The organism is Paucilactobacillus nenjiangensis (genome assembly GCF_008632615.1).
GTDB lineage: Bacteria > Bacillota > Bacilli > Lactobacillales > Lactobacillaceae > Paucilactobacillus > Paucilactobacillus nenjiangensis.
This window is the reverse complement of record NZ_CP043939.1, coordinates 983,783-999,994: the sequence shown is the minus strand read 5'-3', so window position 1 is coordinate 999,994 and position 16,212 is coordinate 983,783. Positions and strand designations below refer to the sequence as shown.

General features: G+C 38.6%; 19 protein-coding genes and 1 other annotated feature. Of the genes, 2 read left to right on the top strand and 17 right to left on the bottom strand.

Annotation, left to right across the window (positions count from 1 at the left end):
* Nucleotide 1: 1 nt before the first annotated feature.
* The 14 genes from rplT to F0161_RS05020 form a co-directional block, all read right to left on the bottom strand.
* Complete coding sequence (gene rplT / locus F0161_RS05085) at nucleotides 2-355, bottom strand: 50S ribosomal protein L20 (RefSeq protein WP_137602012.1); 354 nt, start codon at nucleotides 353-355, stop codon at nucleotides 2-4.
* Between the two features lie 29 nt (nucleotides 356-384).
* On the bottom strand, nucleotides 385-579 hold the full coding sequence (gene rpmI / locus F0161_RS05080) for a 50S ribosomal protein L35 (RefSeq protein ID WP_137602013.1): 195 nt from the start codon (nucleotides 577-579) through the stop codon (nucleotides 385-387).
* A gap of 17 nt (nucleotides 580-596) precedes the next feature.
* Nucleotides 597-1,100, bottom strand: coding sequence for a translation initiation factor IF-3 (gene infC / locus F0161_RS05075; protein ID WP_137602034.1), 504 nt, complete (start codon nucleotides 1,098-1,100; stop codon nucleotides 597-599).
* A gap of 47 nt (nucleotides 1,101-1,147) precedes the next feature.
* Nucleotides 1,148-1,274: a sequence feature (ribosomal protein L20 leader region), on the bottom strand.
* 215 nt (nucleotides 1,275-1,489) lie between these two features.
* Nucleotides 1,490-2,419 carry a primosomal protein DnaI gene (gene dnaI / locus F0161_RS05070; protein ID WP_150203916.1) on the bottom strand — a complete coding sequence of 310 codons (930 nt, stop codon included), beginning with the start codon at nucleotides 2,417-2,419 and terminating at the stop codon, nucleotides 1,490-1,492.
* A 2-nt stretch (nucleotides 2,420-2,421) separates the two neighbouring features.
* Nucleotides 2,422-3,774: a DnaD domain protein gene (locus tag F0161_RS05065; protein ID WP_150203915.1), complete on the bottom strand. Its 1,353-nt coding sequence runs from the start codon at nucleotides 3,772-3,774 to the stop codon at nucleotides 2,422-2,424.
* A gap of 21 nt (nucleotides 3,775-3,795) precedes the next feature.
* The gene (gene nrdR, locus F0161_RS05060; protein ID WP_150203914.1) at nucleotides 3,796-4,245 is read right to left on the bottom strand and encodes a transcriptional regulator NrdR; all 450 of its coding nucleotides are present in this window, start codon (nucleotides 4,243-4,245) and stop codon (nucleotides 3,796-3,798) included.
* A gap of 5 nt (nucleotides 4,246-4,250) precedes the next feature.
* Nucleotides 4,251-4,862: a dephospho-CoA kinase gene (coaE, locus tag F0161_RS05055; RefSeq protein ID WP_150203913.1), complete on the bottom strand. Its 612-nt coding sequence runs from the start codon at nucleotides 4,860-4,862 to the stop codon at nucleotides 4,251-4,253.
* Nucleotides 4,863-4,864: 2 nt separating this feature from the next.
* Nucleotides 4,865-5,698 carry a DNA-formamidopyrimidine glycosylase gene (gene mutM, locus F0161_RS05050; RefSeq protein WP_137602018.1) on the bottom strand — a complete coding sequence of 278 codons (834 nt, stop codon included), beginning with the start codon at nucleotides 5,696-5,698 and terminating at the stop codon, nucleotides 4,865-4,867.
* A 26-nt stretch (nucleotides 5,699-5,724) separates the two neighbouring features.
* Nucleotides 5,725-8,385, bottom strand: coding sequence for a DNA polymerase I (polA, locus tag F0161_RS05045; RefSeq protein WP_150203912.1), 2,661 nt, complete (start codon nucleotides 8,383-8,385; stop codon nucleotides 5,725-5,727).
* Nucleotides 8,386-8,472: 87 nt separating this feature from the next.
* The gene (locus F0161_RS05040; protein WP_137602020.1) at nucleotides 8,473-9,192 is read right to left on the bottom strand and encodes a Bax inhibitor-1/YccA family protein; all 720 of its coding nucleotides are present in this window, start codon (nucleotides 9,190-9,192) and stop codon (nucleotides 8,473-8,475) included.
* 214 nt (nucleotides 9,193-9,406) lie between these two features.
* On the bottom strand, nucleotides 9,407-10,738 hold the full coding sequence (gene murC, locus F0161_RS05035; protein ID WP_137602021.1) for a UDP-N-acetylmuramate--L-alanine ligase: 1,332 nt from the start codon (nucleotides 10,736-10,738) through the stop codon (nucleotides 9,407-9,409).
* A gap of 25 nt (nucleotides 10,739-10,763) precedes the next feature.
* Nucleotides 10,764-11,144: a hypothetical protein gene (locus F0161_RS05030; protein ID WP_137602022.1), complete on the bottom strand. Its 381-nt coding sequence runs from the start codon at nucleotides 11,142-11,144 to the stop codon at nucleotides 10,764-10,766.
* Nucleotides 11,145-11,176: 32 nt separating this feature from the next.
* On the bottom strand, nucleotides 11,177-11,815 hold the full coding sequence (gene ytpR, locus F0161_RS05025) for a YtpR family tRNA-binding protein (RefSeq protein ID WP_150203911.1): 639 nt from the start codon (nucleotides 11,813-11,815) through the stop codon (nucleotides 11,177-11,179).
* Between the two features lie 66 nt (nucleotides 11,816-11,881).
* Nucleotides 11,882-12,199, bottom strand: coding sequence for a thioredoxin family protein (locus tag F0161_RS05020; RefSeq protein WP_150203910.1), 318 nt, complete (start codon nucleotides 12,197-12,199; stop codon nucleotides 11,882-11,884).
* Nucleotides 12,200-12,344: 145 nt separating this feature from the next.
* Between F0161_RS05020 and F0161_RS05015 the strand changes: the two genes are divergently transcribed.
* Nucleotides 12,345-12,674: a PepSY domain-containing protein gene (locus F0161_RS05015; RefSeq protein ID WP_150203909.1), complete on the top strand. Its 330-nt coding sequence runs from the start codon at nucleotides 12,345-12,347 to the stop codon at nucleotides 12,672-12,674.
* 370 nt (nucleotides 12,675-13,044) lie between these two features.
* Here the strand turns inward: F0161_RS05015 and trmB are convergent, their stop codons facing one another.
* Genes trmB through F0161_RS05000 form a run of 3 tightly spaced genes read right to left on the bottom strand, consistent with a single transcriptional unit; the run spans nucleotide 13,045 to nucleotide 15,652 of the window.
* On the bottom strand, nucleotides 13,045-13,698 hold the full coding sequence (trmB, locus tag F0161_RS05010) for a tRNA (guanosine(46)-N7)-methyltransferase TrmB (protein ID WP_150203908.1): 654 nt from the start codon (nucleotides 13,696-13,698) through the stop codon (nucleotides 13,045-13,047).
* A gap of 12 nt (nucleotides 13,699-13,710) precedes the next feature.
* Nucleotides 13,711-14,922, bottom strand: coding sequence for an ABC transporter permease (locus tag F0161_RS05005; RefSeq protein WP_190318917.1), 1,212 nt, complete (start codon nucleotides 14,920-14,922; stop codon nucleotides 13,711-13,713).
* Nucleotides 14,915-15,652 (bottom strand): ABC transporter ATP-binding protein, encoded by a 738-nt coding sequence (locus F0161_RS05000; RefSeq protein ID WP_150203906.1) that lies wholly within the window; start codon nucleotides 15,650-15,652, stop codon nucleotides 14,915-14,917. Before F0161_RS05000 ends, F0161_RS05005 begins: the two co-directional genes overlap by 8 nt.
* 132 nt (nucleotides 15,653-15,784) lie before the next feature.
* Here F0161_RS05000 and F0161_RS04995 point away from each other — a divergent pair, with 132 nt between their 5' ends.
* Complete coding sequence (locus tag F0161_RS04995; protein ID WP_150203905.1) at nucleotides 15,785-16,210, top strand: HIT family protein; 426 nt, start codon at nucleotides 15,785-15,787, stop codon at nucleotides 16,208-16,210.
* The last annotated feature ends 2 nt before the right edge of the window (nucleotides 16,211-16,212 follow it).

Here is a 16,212-nt window from a genome sequence, read left to right as displayed (position 1 = left end):
ATTATTTGCTTGCAGCTTTAGCAGCATCAACAATTGCTGTAAATCCAGCAGCATCGTTAACAGCCAATTCAGCTAACATCTTACGGTTGATGTTAATATCTGCTAACTTCAAACCGTGCATTAATTTGCTGTAGCTAATACCATTGATACGTGCACCAGCATTAATACGTGCAATCCAAAGTTGACGATAATTGCGTTTGTTTTGCTTACGATCACGGAATGAATAAAGATATGACTTCATCACTTGATCTTTAGCAGTCTTAAAGAGACGGTGTTTTGAACCACGATATCCCTTGGCTAATTTAATAATACGTTTGCGACGTGCGCGTGTAACTGTTCCACCTTTAACTCGCATTGTGGTGTCCTCCTACTATCTTATTTATTTTATAGATTAAGCATTTTCTTGTAACGTTTTACGTTTGTGCTATCCATCATGCTAAGTCCACGTAATTGGCGACGTTGTTTCTTTGTCTTACCATGGAAACGGTGACTTGTATAAGCATTGGCACTCTTTAGTCCACCATTTGCAGTTTTCTTGAATCGCTTTGCAGCAGCGCGATTAGTCTTCATTTTTGGCATTACAAAATTCCTACTTTCTATTTTTTATCGGTAGCCGGAGCTAATGTTAAGAACATGCTGCGACCTTCCATCTTTGGATGTTGTTCAATAGTCGCAATATCCTTAGTTGCTTCAGCCATCTTATTTAAAACGTCACGACCAATCTCTTTATGAGTAATGGCACGACCTTTAAAACGAATTGATACTCGCACTTTATCACCCTTACCCAAGAACTTACGGGCATTGGTGAGTTTAGTGTTGAAGTCATTCGTATCGATTGTTGGGCTTAAACGGACTTCTTTAACTGAGACAATTTTTTGTTTCTTACGAGCCTCACGTTGCTTCTTCTGTAATTCAAAACGGTATTTACCGTAATCCATAATCCGAGCAACGGGTGGCTTTGCCTTAGGTGAAACTAAGACAAGATCCAAATCAGCATCTTCAGCCATTTTTAACGCTTCTGACTTAGACTTAACACCTAATTGATTACCTTCGTCATCAACGAGTCGTACTTCGCGAGCGCGAATTCCGTCATTGACCATCATATCTTGAGCTATGGCAACACACCTCCAATTTTTTTAGCGAAAGATGAAACAAAAAAGCGGCGTGCACATGCACCCCGCGACACAGTTAACTCTCATTAACTGCTTATTAAAACTCGTAAGCCCGGCAATTAACATTACCAAGGCGAGAAGCGGGTGCTTCTGCTTTATCTTTCAACTTTAATATCATAACAAATCTAACTAGGTCATGTCAACATTATTCGATGAATTCGCTAAATCGATAGATATTAAACCAAGGTTATTAGTTTACCACAAACAATCATCCCCTGCTAGCTTTGTGATTATTCAAACCATAATAGTGAATTAATCCAACAAGATATAGATTCTTTGAATCAAGTATGACAGGAATCAGGCAATTTGATGCATTTTTAAGCTCTTGTCCGTCGATTTTCGCCGGTCAAGGTTACTTCTTTAGCTAAGAATCTAATTCGTTCCATAATCCGTTTGGCTTTTAATTGTTCGATGTCCCCGCGTTGATTCACAGCGAGATGCTCGTCTTCTAATTTCTTCATCGAAAAATTAGAACTGAAGAACGTAGGCAATTCCGCCTGCATCCGATATTCCAAGATAACCCCTAAAATATCATCGCGAATCCATGACGACATCGCGTCAGCACCAATATCATCAATCATTAAGATTGGTGATTTTTTAATGGTGTCGACCATTTTACCGGTATCAATGGTTTTATCATTAATTGAATTTTTAATTTCAACCGCTAAGCTTGGGAAATGAACCATGGTACTGGCCACCCCGTGTGTTGCAAGTTCATTGGCGATGGCTCCCAGTAAGTAGGTTTTGCCGACCCCAAAGTTGCCGTATAAGTACAACCCAGGTTGATATTGATCAGAATCAGAAGTATAACCTTCAATGAAATCCAAGGCTTCACGAATGGATTCAGCGCGTTGTGCATCGTTGATATCAAAGCTTTCAAAGCTTGCTGATTGGACAAACTTAGGCATGCTAATTGAATGCACTAACTTGCTACGATATTGCGAGTTTCTTTTGGCGGTTAACTTTTGTGACGGTTGATAGGTCACATCAATCCACTTACCGCTCATCACAAGTGCTGGCTCGTAGCCCGGGGCAAACGATGACTCTGGATTTTTTTTCTGCGTATAAAATTCATATAGTTTCGCCTCACCATGGACCAACGTTTCTTTCGAAAGTTTATCCTCGTTGGCTTTAATAAAACTACGAACATCTTCATCTTGATACACTTCTTGCATCAATGCTCGATATTTTGGATCAAAATCGTCCTCATTCATAATTTCTTTAATTGCATCACTAAGACTTTGCATCGCTACCCCTTCTTACTTTTATTTAGGCGCTCCATTTGCGCTTGGATGGCTGCCAATTCTTCCGCTGAAGTTTCTTTTTTCTTGGGTTGATAATCTTCCTTGGCCCAATCAGGTAAAGTTTCTTTAACTTGACCCTTGCGAGCTGGTTGCTTGCGAGTTTGCCGTTTCTTTTGATAAGTTTTAATTTGATCAAAGGCTTGGATTGGCGTGCGCACTTTAGCTTGTGCCCAACCATTCGCCACCGTATCCATCAAGGCCTGCGTTAACGTTGTTTGGTCCATTTCGACCAATAAATAATAGATTAACAGGTTAACGACGGTCGATGGAAATAAGTTTCGATTAATCAGCGCGGTTAAATTAGCCCGCTGGTTATTGGAAATGTAACCACCTTTTTCTTTTAATAAGTCTGTTAAGAACTCATTAGGCGTATAGGCCTCAACAACCTTGAGTAACTGTTGATCTTTCGGCGTTAACTGATTAGCATCCGCTTTAGTCACAGGTACTTCTTGTTGTTCAGGTTCCATCGTTTGAACTGGTTGCACCATCGTAAAAGCTTGTACAATATTACGTTTAAATTTGTTTTCATCTAACTCATTAGTATTTAAGTTAATCGACTGGCCCACCATTCTAGCCATCGTCATTTCATCAATCCCATACATTACGTGTTCGGTCATAATCAATTGTTGATGCTTTTCAACACCATCAATTCGAATTGGTTGTTGATCAACTAAATTAAGTAATAATTGAAAATCAAATTTACTATCGGCAATTTGAGGCTGTGCATTATCAGAAATCACAAACTTTTGCCGACTCTCTTGAATGACATCCGGTACTTGTTCAACTTCACTTTGCGCGACATGATATGAGCCAAAAAAGCTTTGAGTGGTTTGTTTTAAATCACGCGTATTCAATTGATATTGAGTTGCTTGATTGATCAAAGCGGTATAATCTGCATCCCCAATTGCTTCCAACAGTAACACACTCAATAAATCATCATTATTAAATTGATGGACCGTCAACGTGGGCTGCAATTCATACACCACTGCCTCACCAAGAGAATCATTAGTTTCGAACGTTTTTAACATACCAGCAGATTCCAACCTGGCACGTGCTTCGGTTAATTGATCAATATCAAAGTTTAATCGATTTAATAATTTAGTATGGCCCACTCGCTTTGAAAGCATTGGGTGCGCCTCAACATTTGTTTGTAACGCAAAAAAAAGTGCAAACGCATTTGCACCAATAATTGGTTGATAGAGATTGGTAAAATTTTGTTCAGAAAAAGCACTAAAATCAGCTGCTAACGAAACGACGAAACCAGTATGTGGCTTAATTCTTTGAATTTGATTGACCACGACGGCTCCTCCAATCTAATTTTAGTCTTTCATAACTTTCTTTAATTCGGACATAAAATCATCCATATCTCTAAACTGCCGATAAACACTGGCAAAGCGAATATAGGCAATTTCATCTAAGTCTTTCAGTTCATTCATCACGAATTCACCAATGGCAGTACTGGACACTTCATTTTCACCTAAGCCGCGAACACTTGTCTCTACGCGACTGACTAAGGAGGTCATACTTTCCATGTTCACAGGCCGTTTTTCTGCAGACCGAACTACCCCGGCGAGAACTTTTTTACTGTTAAATTCTTCTCGGTCGCCATTTTTTTTGACGACTAATATCGGAGTTTCTTCGATGCGTTCAAAAGTCGTAAATCTGTAATTACAGTTTTCGCATTCTCGACGGCGTCTGATGCTGCCATCTTCGGTTGGTCGACTATCAACCACGCGCGAATTATTATTGCCGCAATTGGGACAATGCATGTGCGTCACTCCTCATTTCTAAACGATTGTTCTTCAAGCCATTTTACCACTTGACGCTTTGTTTCGGCAACATCCCCAGTATTATCAATCACCACATCAGCTAACTTAATTTTTTCAGCAATTGATATTTGCGAATCAATACGCTGTTGAGCCGCAACTTGTGTTAATCCGTTGCGTTGCATCAAGCGATTTAATTGTTGTTCTTCAGTCGTACAAACGACCATCACCTGATCGACAACTGTCTCGTAATGTTGTTCATATAATAGCGGCATGTCTAACACCACTAAGGGAATTTGTTTGACCTTATAGGCAGCTAATTCATCAATAATGGCGACCCGAATTAATGGCGCTGTGATGTTGGTTAGCACCTTTAGCTCCGCTGGATTGCCAAAAACACGTTGGCCAAGATACCCGCGATTCATTGTCCCATCAGGATTTAAAACTTTCTCGCCAAAGTAAGCTGCAATCCGCTGTAAGCCTAAAGAATGCGGTTCAGTCACCTCACGGGCAACCAAATCAGCATCTATCACTGGAATATTTAATTCTCGAAAAAATGCACTGACAGTCGATTTACCGGTGGCAATACTACCTGTCAATCCCAGGACCATAGTCGTCATGCTTATTCCTCACTCAATTGTTGGCAATGAGGACAAAAAGTCGTCCCACGTTGCGCCACTTTAATCTTCACTAACTTGGTTCCACAGCGTTCGCAAGGTTCGCCAACGCGACCGTATGCATGTAACTCATTTTGAAAATCACCCGCATGACCAAACGCATTGGTATACGAGTGCACCGTAGTACCATGATGCTCAGTGGCAATCGCAATTTCATCGATGATGTTTTCGCGGAGGCGAGTAATCTGTTGGTCAGTTAAATTATTGGCATGTTCTTCCGGATGAATTTGACTCATCCATAAAACTTCGTCAACGTAAATGTTACCCAATCCAGCAACGCCTTTTTGATCTAGCAAAAATGGTTTAATCTCTCGACGTCCTTTGTGGACAATGTCTTTAAAATACTCAAGCGTAAAATCTTTGTCTGTCGGTTCAGGCCCAATCGTTTTCAACCCGGCATAGCTTAATTCTTCGCCTGTTTCGACTAACGTCATCCGACCAAATTTACGCGTATCGTTATAGCATAACTGCGTGTTGTCATCTAGATGGAAAACAACATGTGTATGTTTGCGAGGTACTTCGCCTTCCGGAATCCCGAAATACTTTCCTTCCATCCGTAAATGCGAAATCATAGTTAATTGATTACTGAAACGAAACAGTAAATATTTTCCACGGCGGTTAATATCTTCAATTGTTTGGCCAATTAAAGCTTCTTTAAACATTTCAACATCATTAGTGATTGTTTGTGGGTAGTGTACGTCGATACCAATAATCTTACGACCTTTGGCAATTTTGATTAAACCACGACGAACAGTTTCAACTTCTGGTAATTCAGGCATATTCTTCTCTCCCAAAGTGAATGAATTTATTTAGCTTCATACCAAGTTTTGCCATGGGCACTTTCAACTTTCAAAGGCACATCCAATGAGACTGCAGAGTCCATGACGCTTGGTACTAATTTTTCTAATGTAGCAATTTCTTCTGCTGGAGCTTCAAATACTAGTTCATCATGTATTTGTAGCAGCATCTTAGCTTGTAAGCCAGTATCCTTTAATGCGTCTTCCATCTTAATCATTGCGATTTTGATAATATCCGCAGCACTCCCTTGAATTGGTGTATTCATGGCAGTCCGTTCAGCAAATGAACGTAAGTTAAAGTTTTTCGCATGGATGTCTGGTAGATAACGACGACGGTTGGTCAATGTTTCAACATAGCCTTGCTTGTGGGCCAGTTCAACGATATCGTCAATGTATTGCTTTACCCCAGGGAATTCTTCAAAGTACGTATCGATAAACGCTTTAGCTTGCTTACGAGTAATTCCGATATTTTGTGCCAGACCGAAATCACTGATACCATACACAATACCAAAATTGACGGCTTTTGCTTGCCGACGTAAGTTACGATCAATTTCAACATCAGGACCTAATTTGAAAATTCGACGGGCAGTACTGGCATGAATATCTTCATCCTGGATGAACGCTTCTTGAAGATTCTTATCGCCAGTAATATGTGCCAAGACACGCAATTCAATTTGCGAATAATCGGATGAGAAAATCTCCCAACCTTCATGACTTGGTTCAAATGCTTGCCGAATTTTGCGGCCTTCTTCCAAACGAATTGGAATATTTTGCAAATTAGGATCAACTGATGATAACCGACCGGTTTGAGTTAAGGTTTGCAAATAACGAGTGTGGACTTTTTGATCTGTTGAATGAATCACCTTGAGTAAGCCTTCAATATAGGTCGATTGTAACTTCGAAATTTGACGATACTGCAGGACATTGTCCACAATTGGTGCATCTGGACGGAGCTTTTCTAAGACATCAACGGCCGTTGAATAACCAGTCTTAGTTTTCTTGACCACTGGTAAGCCCATTTTTTCAAATAGGATTTCACCCAGTTGCTTGGGTGAATTAATATTGAATTCTTCACCGGCTTCTTGATATATCAATTGTTCCATTTCACTGAGTCGCTCGATTAACTTACTTCCCATCGATTGCAACGTATCGGCATTCACATGAATACCACGAATTTCCATTTTCGCTAAGACATCAGAAAGTGGTAACTCAATTGTCCGGTAAAGGGCTGTTTGTTCATTCGTTTCCAATTCAGCAAACAGTTTTTCATGTAACGAATCAATGGCATGAGCTTTGCGAGCTAAATGTTCAAACAATTCTGTATCACCAGGAATCGCAAACTTCGCCCCTTTGCCATACACTTCTTCATCGGATTGTACATCCATGAAACCATGTTCATGTGCAACTTGTCCAAGGTCATCACTGTTATCATTCGTATCTAAAAGATATGAGGCCAACAATAAATCAAAATCTGGATTATTGAGCTGAATATTCAAGCGATTGAGCCCCACGGTCATCGCCTTGGCGTTAAAGACGTTCTTTTTAATTGTGGTACTTTCTAAAATAGCTTTTAATACTGTAGATTGTAGTAGCTCGATGTCACGACTGACATACCACTTGCCTTGATTGCCGATGACAAAGCCAGCAAAGTCAGAGGTATGATAATTACTGTCTGGCATCTCTACGTACAACGTGATTTCATCATCAAATTGTGCCACTTCACTTAAATTGTCCTGAGTTAAGACCGTGAACTCAATCGCACTAATTTCAGGATCTAAATCGAGCGTCGTTTGTTCGCCATCTAATTTGGCTAGGTATGATTTAAAATTTAATTGCTGATACAGTTGGATTAAATCTTCTGTTTGAATTCCCTTAAATTCAATATCGGCTAACTTAATTTCCAAGGGTGCATCTTGATTGATTGTGGCCAATTTTTTTGCTTGATAAGCTAAATCCTTATCATCAATCAAATGTTCTTTCATCTTGCTGGCTTTAAATTCATCAATATGGTCATAGATACCCTCAATAGTACCATATTGTTTCAAGAGCTTGATAGCGGTCTTTTCACCGACTTTAGTTACTCCAGGATAGTTATCTGAAGTATCGCCCATCAAGCCCTTCATGTCGATAATTTGGCCAGGTGTAAGTTCATATTTTTCCATCACGTGAGCTGGATCGTAATTTTCAACCTCAGTCACACCCTTTTTAGTGACCGAGACCGTCACATTGTCAGTCGACAATTGCGTTAAATCACGATCACCGGTAACAATCGTAGTTGAAAAGCCGGTGGTACCAGCCTCTTTAGCTAAAGTACCAATAATGTCGTCGGCTTCGTAGTTAGGCAGTTCATATGTCGCAATCCCATGGGCTTGAACTAACTTCTTAATGTACGGCATTTGTTCAGACAGTTCTGATGGTGTCTTTGAACGGCCACCCTTATAATCTGAAAACATTTCAGTTCTAAAGGTAGTTTTCCCAGCATCAAAAGCAACCAGCGCATAGTCAGGTTTAACCTCATCTAACACAATATCTAACATTTTATTGAACCCAAAAATCGCTCCGGTATGGAGACCATCTTGATTTACAAATTTATCCACCTGTTGAAACAGCGCAAAAAATGCACGAAAGGCGACGCTATTTCCATCAATTAGTAATACTTTTTTTGACATTATTTTCTCCCGACTTTAACTTAATCTACTATCAATTGTAACAAAAAAAGCAGTCATCTGGCTGCTTTTTTGTTTGAAATCTAATTATTAGTCGCGACTGCCACCCATTCCAAAGATTTGGAGCAAGCTGATAAAGATGTTAATGAAGTCTAAGTATAGTTGTAAGGCACCCATCACGGCTAACCCACCAACTGAAACTTGTGACCCATATTGTAGATACATCCGTTTCATATTTTGTGTATCGTAAGCAGTTAAAACGGTAAAGATGATAACTGCAATGTACGAAAAGATATAAGTGATTGCTGGACTTTGTAGGAACAAGTTAATCACACTAGCGATAATTAATGCAATCAATGCGGCACGCGCATGTGTTCCAAATTTGGTTAAGTCCCGTTTTGTAACAGCACCATAAGCCGTCATTGAGATAAAGACTGCCGAAGCTGATAAGAAGGCTGCAGCGATGTTGGCACTAGTATATGCCAGACTGATAATCGAGAATATAAATCCGTAAATTATCGCCATTGCCATCAGCATCGTAAAGCTAGCTGCATAATTGCGCGTTGCCTTAAAGCTGATTCCCATTGAAAGTCCAACTGGAACCAAGAATAGCAACCACATCATCGCACCATGTTGTGCTAAATATGTGGTAATGCTACTGGTGTAGAACGAACAGATAAAGGCAGTCACTGCTGAAACCAAGACTGACAGTGCCATGTGTCCGTACATTTTCGTCATAAATCGATTTAATCCGGCGTCGGCATTTACCACCCGCCTTGAATCAGAATAATCACCGTTAGGGTTGTTCATCTATCTCACTTCTCCTTTAAAATTACAAATTATTTTTTCTTCTGTAATGAACATCTTAGCTAACGCCACTGTTTTAATCAAGTAATTTATTCCGAATTAATCCATAATCAAAAAGCTAACAATCTCACTACAGGCTTATACATCAACATTGGTCAAATAAAAAAATGAGACTCACTATTTACGTGAAAATCTCATCTTAATATTTTCTTAATGATTAATTATTTTTAGGTGTAATATTGCTGAGTAATTCTTCATAAGCACGTTCATACTTTTGCACATCGCCTGCCCCCATAAAGACCACTACGTCATTATGGAAGTCTAATAATGGTGACATATTATCCAATTTGAGGATTTCTCCACCTTTGGTAATTTTTGCACCTAAATCAGCACTAGAGACTTTACCAGCGTCTTCGCGAACGGAGCCAAAAATATCAGTTAAGTAAACTTTATCAGCTAAATTCAAGCTGGCCGCAAAATCATCTAACAATGCCAATGTTCGGGTATACGTATGTGGTTGGAAAACTGCCACAATTTCTTTGTCTGGATATTTTTGACGGGCTGCATCCAATGTTGCTTGAATTTCAGATGGATGATGGGCATAGTCATCAATGATCACCATATCCGCAACATCACGTTCACTAAAGCGACGTTTAACCCCTTGGAATGAAAGCAATTCTTCCTTAATTTCATCTAAATCAATATCTTCAAAATGAGCAACACCAATCACGGCCAAACTGTTCAAAATATTGTGTTGACCGAATAATGAAATTGCAAAATTACCTAAGAATTCATCACGGTAGTACACATCAAAGGTTGAACCGTTAGTTGAGCGTTTGATATTAGTCGCACGGATGTCATCATTTTCTTCAGTACCGTAATAATAAACAGGTACATCAACTTTTAATTTACGTAAATGTTCATCCTCACCCCATGCAAAGATTCCTTTTTTAACATGACCAGCAAAGCCTTCGAATGCATCAAAGACGTCTTCAATACCACTATAATAATCGGGATGATCAAAATCGACGTTCGTCATAATAGCATAATCTGGACGATATTCGGCAAAATGGCGACGATATTCATCAGCTTCAAACACGAAGAAGCGTGCGTCAGGACGGCCTTTACCACTACCGTCTCCAACCAAATAACTCGTTGGTGCAACACCACTTAAGACATGTGCTAATAGACCAGATGTGCTGGTTTTACCATGCGCACCAGCGACACCAATACTTGTATAGCCTTCAATTAGTTGAGCTAAAAATTCGTGATAACGATATGTTTTTAAGCCTAAACTTTTGGCTTGTAAAATTTCAGGATGTGTTGCAGGAAAGGCGTTCCCAGCAATCACAGTTTGTCCTTCATGCAAATTTTTTGGATCAAAAGGATAAATTTTAATACCGGCTTGTTCCAAGCCACGTTGAGTAAAAGTATATTGATCAATATCTGACCCTTCTACTTGATACCCTTTGTCATGAAGTACCAATGCAAGTGCGCTCATGCCTGAGCCTTTAATCCCTACAAAGTAATATACTGTGTTCTTATCCATCCCGAGTTCCCTCTTTCAAAAGACTTTAATTATTCTGATTAAATATTTTTAACTTTTTTTGAGCCTGGTTCTCAGTCTCTAGAATATCGCTTAATGAGTGTCCTAGGGCCTGTTTGTTATCACGTTTAACGGTTTCTTTAACATTTGTTGCCGATTCTTCACGTGCCGATGTTACTTTTGAATCAGTTGATTCATCATCAACCACAATGTAATAATCTTCTGGGCGTTTGTATAAACGTCTTTCGAGCATTCTAAAATTAGTTTTGTTTTTGAATTTTTCTTTTTTCATTACGGGCGGTACATAAGTGCTCAAAAAATCACCCGACTTTGTTTCATAGCCAGTTTCTGAATTTTTGTTTTCATGATTAGCTCTTGAAAAAGATGGCCCATCATATTTGTCTGTCATCTTCATTTCACCTCATTACAAGAAAAAAGCGCCTACTGAAATAGTAGATCGCCCAACTTAAAATCAAATGGTTGTCCCACTTCTTGGAAGTCATTTGGTAAAATCAATGCACCTGGTTTCTGTGGTGCGTTTTTAATTTCTAACTCACGACCTGAACAAATCATACCATTGCTTGCCACACCGCGCAATTCGCCTGGGAAAATGATTAATCCACTTGGCATCATTGCTCCAACTTTAGCCACTACAACTCTAATATCATTAGCAATATTAGGTGAGCCTGAAACAATCTGCACTTCTTGATTGTTATCAACTCTGGTTTTAGTAATATGCAAGTGATCAGAATTTGGATGTTCTTCAAGAGATTCAACGTGGCCAACAACGAACTTAGGACTATCATCAAATTCAAGTTCTGCAGTAATCTCGTTATCACGCAAAACTTGATTTAATTTTTCCACTTGTTCTGGTGTTAAAAATACTTGACCATTAACTTCGATCTCACCCAATATTTGGCTGACATTCAAGAAATTAAAACCTAATACACGGTCATTTTCAACATCTTTGATAATTGCCACATTATTTTTGACTTCAGTCACTTGTTCCTCGCCGTCTTGATCAACCACAACGACTAGAATATCTCCCAAAACTTTCCGATTATAACTTGCTATTAACATTATTATTCCCTTTCTCACAAAAAAATGGCGGTAGCCGCCATTTTGACTTACTTATTTGTTTAAATATTATAAAGCATTTACAAATTCTTCAACTTGTTCTTTAGTTTTACGGTCTTTGTTAACAAAGCGTCCTTGTTCCTTGCCATCTTCGAAAGCAATAAAACTAGGAATCCCAAAGACATCTAATTCAACAGCCAAGTCGATATTTTCATCACGATCAACTGCCAAGAATTTATATTCAGGGTATTCTGCCTCAATTTCAGGCATACGAGGTTTAATAAAGTTACAGTCTGGGCACCAATCGGCACTAAAGAATAACATATATTTACCATCTGCAATTTGTGTTAAGAGTGTTTCTTTATCTACTTTAGGTAATTTTTCCATGATGAATCTCCCCTCTAATTACTGTCTAAGATATCATTATACAAGATTATTTTTTAAATTCACTACTTTTGCATTTTTTTCTTAAATCAGTCATAATCGAATGAGGTTTAAATCCTAAATATAAAAGTAAAGCGAGGCAATTATTATGACGAAATCAATTTCTCCAATTGAACGACTTGGAATAAATTTAGGCATCGCTGCCCTTGCTGCAACTAGTTACTTTGCAGGCAAAAAAATTGCTGATAAGAATCTCTCAGCGACTGATATCCTTGGTAAAATCAAAAAACAATTTAAAAAAGAAGGTCCAATTCAAGGTTCATGGATTGAGAGTACCCCTATTCACTTCCATAACTTTGCTTTTGAGACCGATGCCTATAAAGGCGGGATTTCTCGTTATGAAGATAACGACATTGTCACTTACGAATTTTTAACAGATGCCCAAACTGGCACTGTACTTAAAATGAATCGAGTTTAGTAATCACATTCTTTTATTAATTCCTACTTGATACTTACTTCCGTTGTCGATTTAACTACGGCTCAATTCGCCTAGTTAAAGTGGCACTGGTACTGTACTTAAAATGAACCAAGTATAGAAACATAATCTTTCGGATTTATTGCCAGGGAACGCGGTGGAGATTACTTTGATCCAAAAATGTCTCAAAGATAACTCTTATTATAACTGGTAAACCAGTAACAATAATTTCACCGCTGCTGGCAAATCCTTCAGGATTATTATTCGATCCATTATTAACGCAACACTAATCAATTCAATTATTGAATTACATTTAAAAAGACTAAGTTTAGGCCAAGCACACAAAAAGCCGATTTCAGCTGAAATCGACTTTTTATTTTTTCTGAAAACGGGCAGATAATTTGTAGATTGGTTGACCTTTAGCACTAAACTTTTGTTCATATTCAGTCTCAACATTACCCTCGTTTTCGTCACTGTCATGTAAATTTAACCAAACACCTTCGAAAATCATACCGTAATTATTGAGACTCGTTAATGAAAATTCAAACAAGCCACGATTGTCAGTTTTAAATTCAATTCGACCTTCTGGACGGAGAATTCGTTTGTACGTATCCAAGAATGTTTTATAAGTTAAGCGTCGTTTTTCGTGACGCGTTTTGGGCCATGGATCAGAGAAATTTAAATATAACTGATCAATTTCACCATCATTGAAGTATTCGGTGAGGTCTTCACCATCCCCGGCAACTAAAAATAAATTAGTCAATTGTTGTTCTTCTTCCAACGCAGCGCGTAATGCAACTGCGGCAACAGAAACTTGAACATCAATACCGATATAGTTGATATCTGGGTGTGCTTTAGCCATACCAATAATAAATTGGCCTTTCCCCATCCCCACTTCAATATGAATTGGTTGTTTCTTCGCAAACTTTTCATCCCAGTGACCACCAAAATTAGTTGCATCTGCAGTGATTAATTGTGGGTTCTTTTCAATCATTGGTAATGCCCACGGTTTGTTTCTAACTCTCATTGTTTTCCTCGCTTAAGCTTTTGATTGTATCCGACCCTTTAAATATACCGTAGAAAGTACTCCAACTTCAACTACTCCGAGCACAAATTTAATTCCCATCATCATCCAATCTGGTTTTTGGGTGATACTACCGACCAACAGACAGACTGTCACTACGACCAAGACCTTGGTTGCAATCAATCTAAATTCTGTTTGCTTTTCAGTTTCGGTGACTGGATAGATGTGAACAAAGACTGAATTATCAAATTGTCCATATAACGAAATCAACTGAACGCTAACTAGATAAATAAACAAGCCAAAAACGATGACGTTTAGCCAACCTTGCGGAATGAAAAAGACAATCAGCATCCCGACAATCGTCAATCTGGCAATTAGACCACTAATATCTGCCCCACGGACCAGTCCTCTTGAAAATAAATAACCATAGGTAGTTTTTTGATTACCAAGTAATTTAATAATCCAATCCAGGTACCGACGACGATGTATCGTGCCTTGAACTGATGGCACGTCGGTAAACATGTTGAAAAATCGGTAAATGCGTTGCATCCGGGTAGCTTCTTGATCAACCGCAGTACGCCAATCGAGTACATTACTTTTTTGTGTATTTGAAATTAAGTAAAATGACGAAAGACCCACAATAATAGTAATTACTACTGTTATCACTGCGCTTAAATACAATCCAATCACAATCAGCAACGCTGGATCAAGCCATTTAGCATTGAAATCGTAAGCACTGCGTTGCCACTTCCGGTCAAATAACGCTACCACCGACCAATTCATCCAAATTAATTTAAGACCAATCATCGAAATTCCGAGCAAGATAATGGAAGTGGTATTCATGCCCACTCCAACAGCTAAAAATGGTGATAAAACCGCAAAACAGGCAATTGTAATTAATTCAGCCATGAGCAGGCTGTAGTTACGAGCTTGATTCAAATAACGATTAATTTGCTTTGTTTGTGGTAGCAAAAAGACTGGATCAGGTTTTTCCACCAACGTAGCTAATCGACCGAGTTGAACAATCAATAGTAATACCACTAAAGCTAATGGTTTGCCCCACCAGACCGGTGATTTAATTTTGTCTAATGCTTGAGAGTAGCCATACGCTAACGCCCCAAACATGAAGAATAACGCGATTACAAAATGGTCATTAAACACCAATTTCCAATACTTAAATAGCATTGAAAAATGAGCTTGTAATCGAGTTTGAAATAATTTACTCATTTTCATTTTCCTTTGCTAATGCTAAATAGATATCATCTAGTGTTTGATTTTCACCATGACTAAGTGCGCGCAACTCGTCTAACGTTCCATCGGCTTTGACCTGACCGTCAGCAAGCAGCACAAATTTATCACAATACTTTTCTGCAGTATCTAAGACGTGTGTTGACATCAACACGGCTGCCCCTGCTGCTTTAACTTTTTCAATTTCCAACAATAAATCATGGACCGCAATTGGATCCAAGCCATAGAATGGTTCGTCGACGATGAATAATTTGGCATCAGTCATAAAAGCACAGGTAATCATGACTTTTTGCTTCATCCCCTTGGAAAAATTGGCTGGGAACCATTCTAACTTATTGTCTAGTCGAAAAATATTTAGTAAATGGTTCGCCTTTGCCCAGGCGGCATCACTGTTTAGACCATAGGCGGTAATTGTCAATTCTAAGTGTTCTTTTAAAGTCAATTCGTCATATAAAATTGGTGTTTCTGGAATATAAGCAATCTGTGCTTTATATTTTTCAGCGTCATCCATGATGCTCGTGCCATCAATCGAAATCCGCCCTTTAAATGGCGTTAATAAACCAATAATATGATTAATAGTAGTCGATTTACCAGCCCCATTCAAGCCGATTAATCCGACTAATTCACCATCATTCACATCAAAACTCACATCTTTTAAAACTGGAACTTGGGAGTAACCTCCCACAATATTTTCAACTCTTAAGGTCATGTTAAATCCTCTATTTATTCATTTTCTAATTTGGGTTCATTATAGCATATCAGCAAAATGCAGAAAAAGGTGCAGATAGTCGAAATATTTTGTATACTAAGCACAAACAAGCAATGGAAAGAAGGATTTATAATGGATGAAAATTGTATTTTCTGTAAAATTGTAGCTGGTGAAATTCCTAGTTATACGGTCTATGAAGATGACGTGGTGAAAGCTTTTCTTGATATTTCTCAAGGCACCCCTGGCCACACGTTAGTGATTCCTAAAAAACATGTTCCCGATTTATTCGCTTACGACGAAGACTTAGCCAGTGCTGTTTTTTCACGGATTCCCAAGATTGCCCGTGCCGTCAAAGCTTCTAATCCCAACATTAAAGCTATGAACGTGATGAATAACAACGGTAAACTCGCTTATCAATCCGTCTTCCATTCACATTTTCATTTAGTACCTCGCTACACGGATGACAACTTTAAGATAATTTTCCAAGATAATTCCAAAAAATATAATGATGAAAGTTACACCAGGATTCAACAGTCAATCATTGATCATATGGAGTAAGC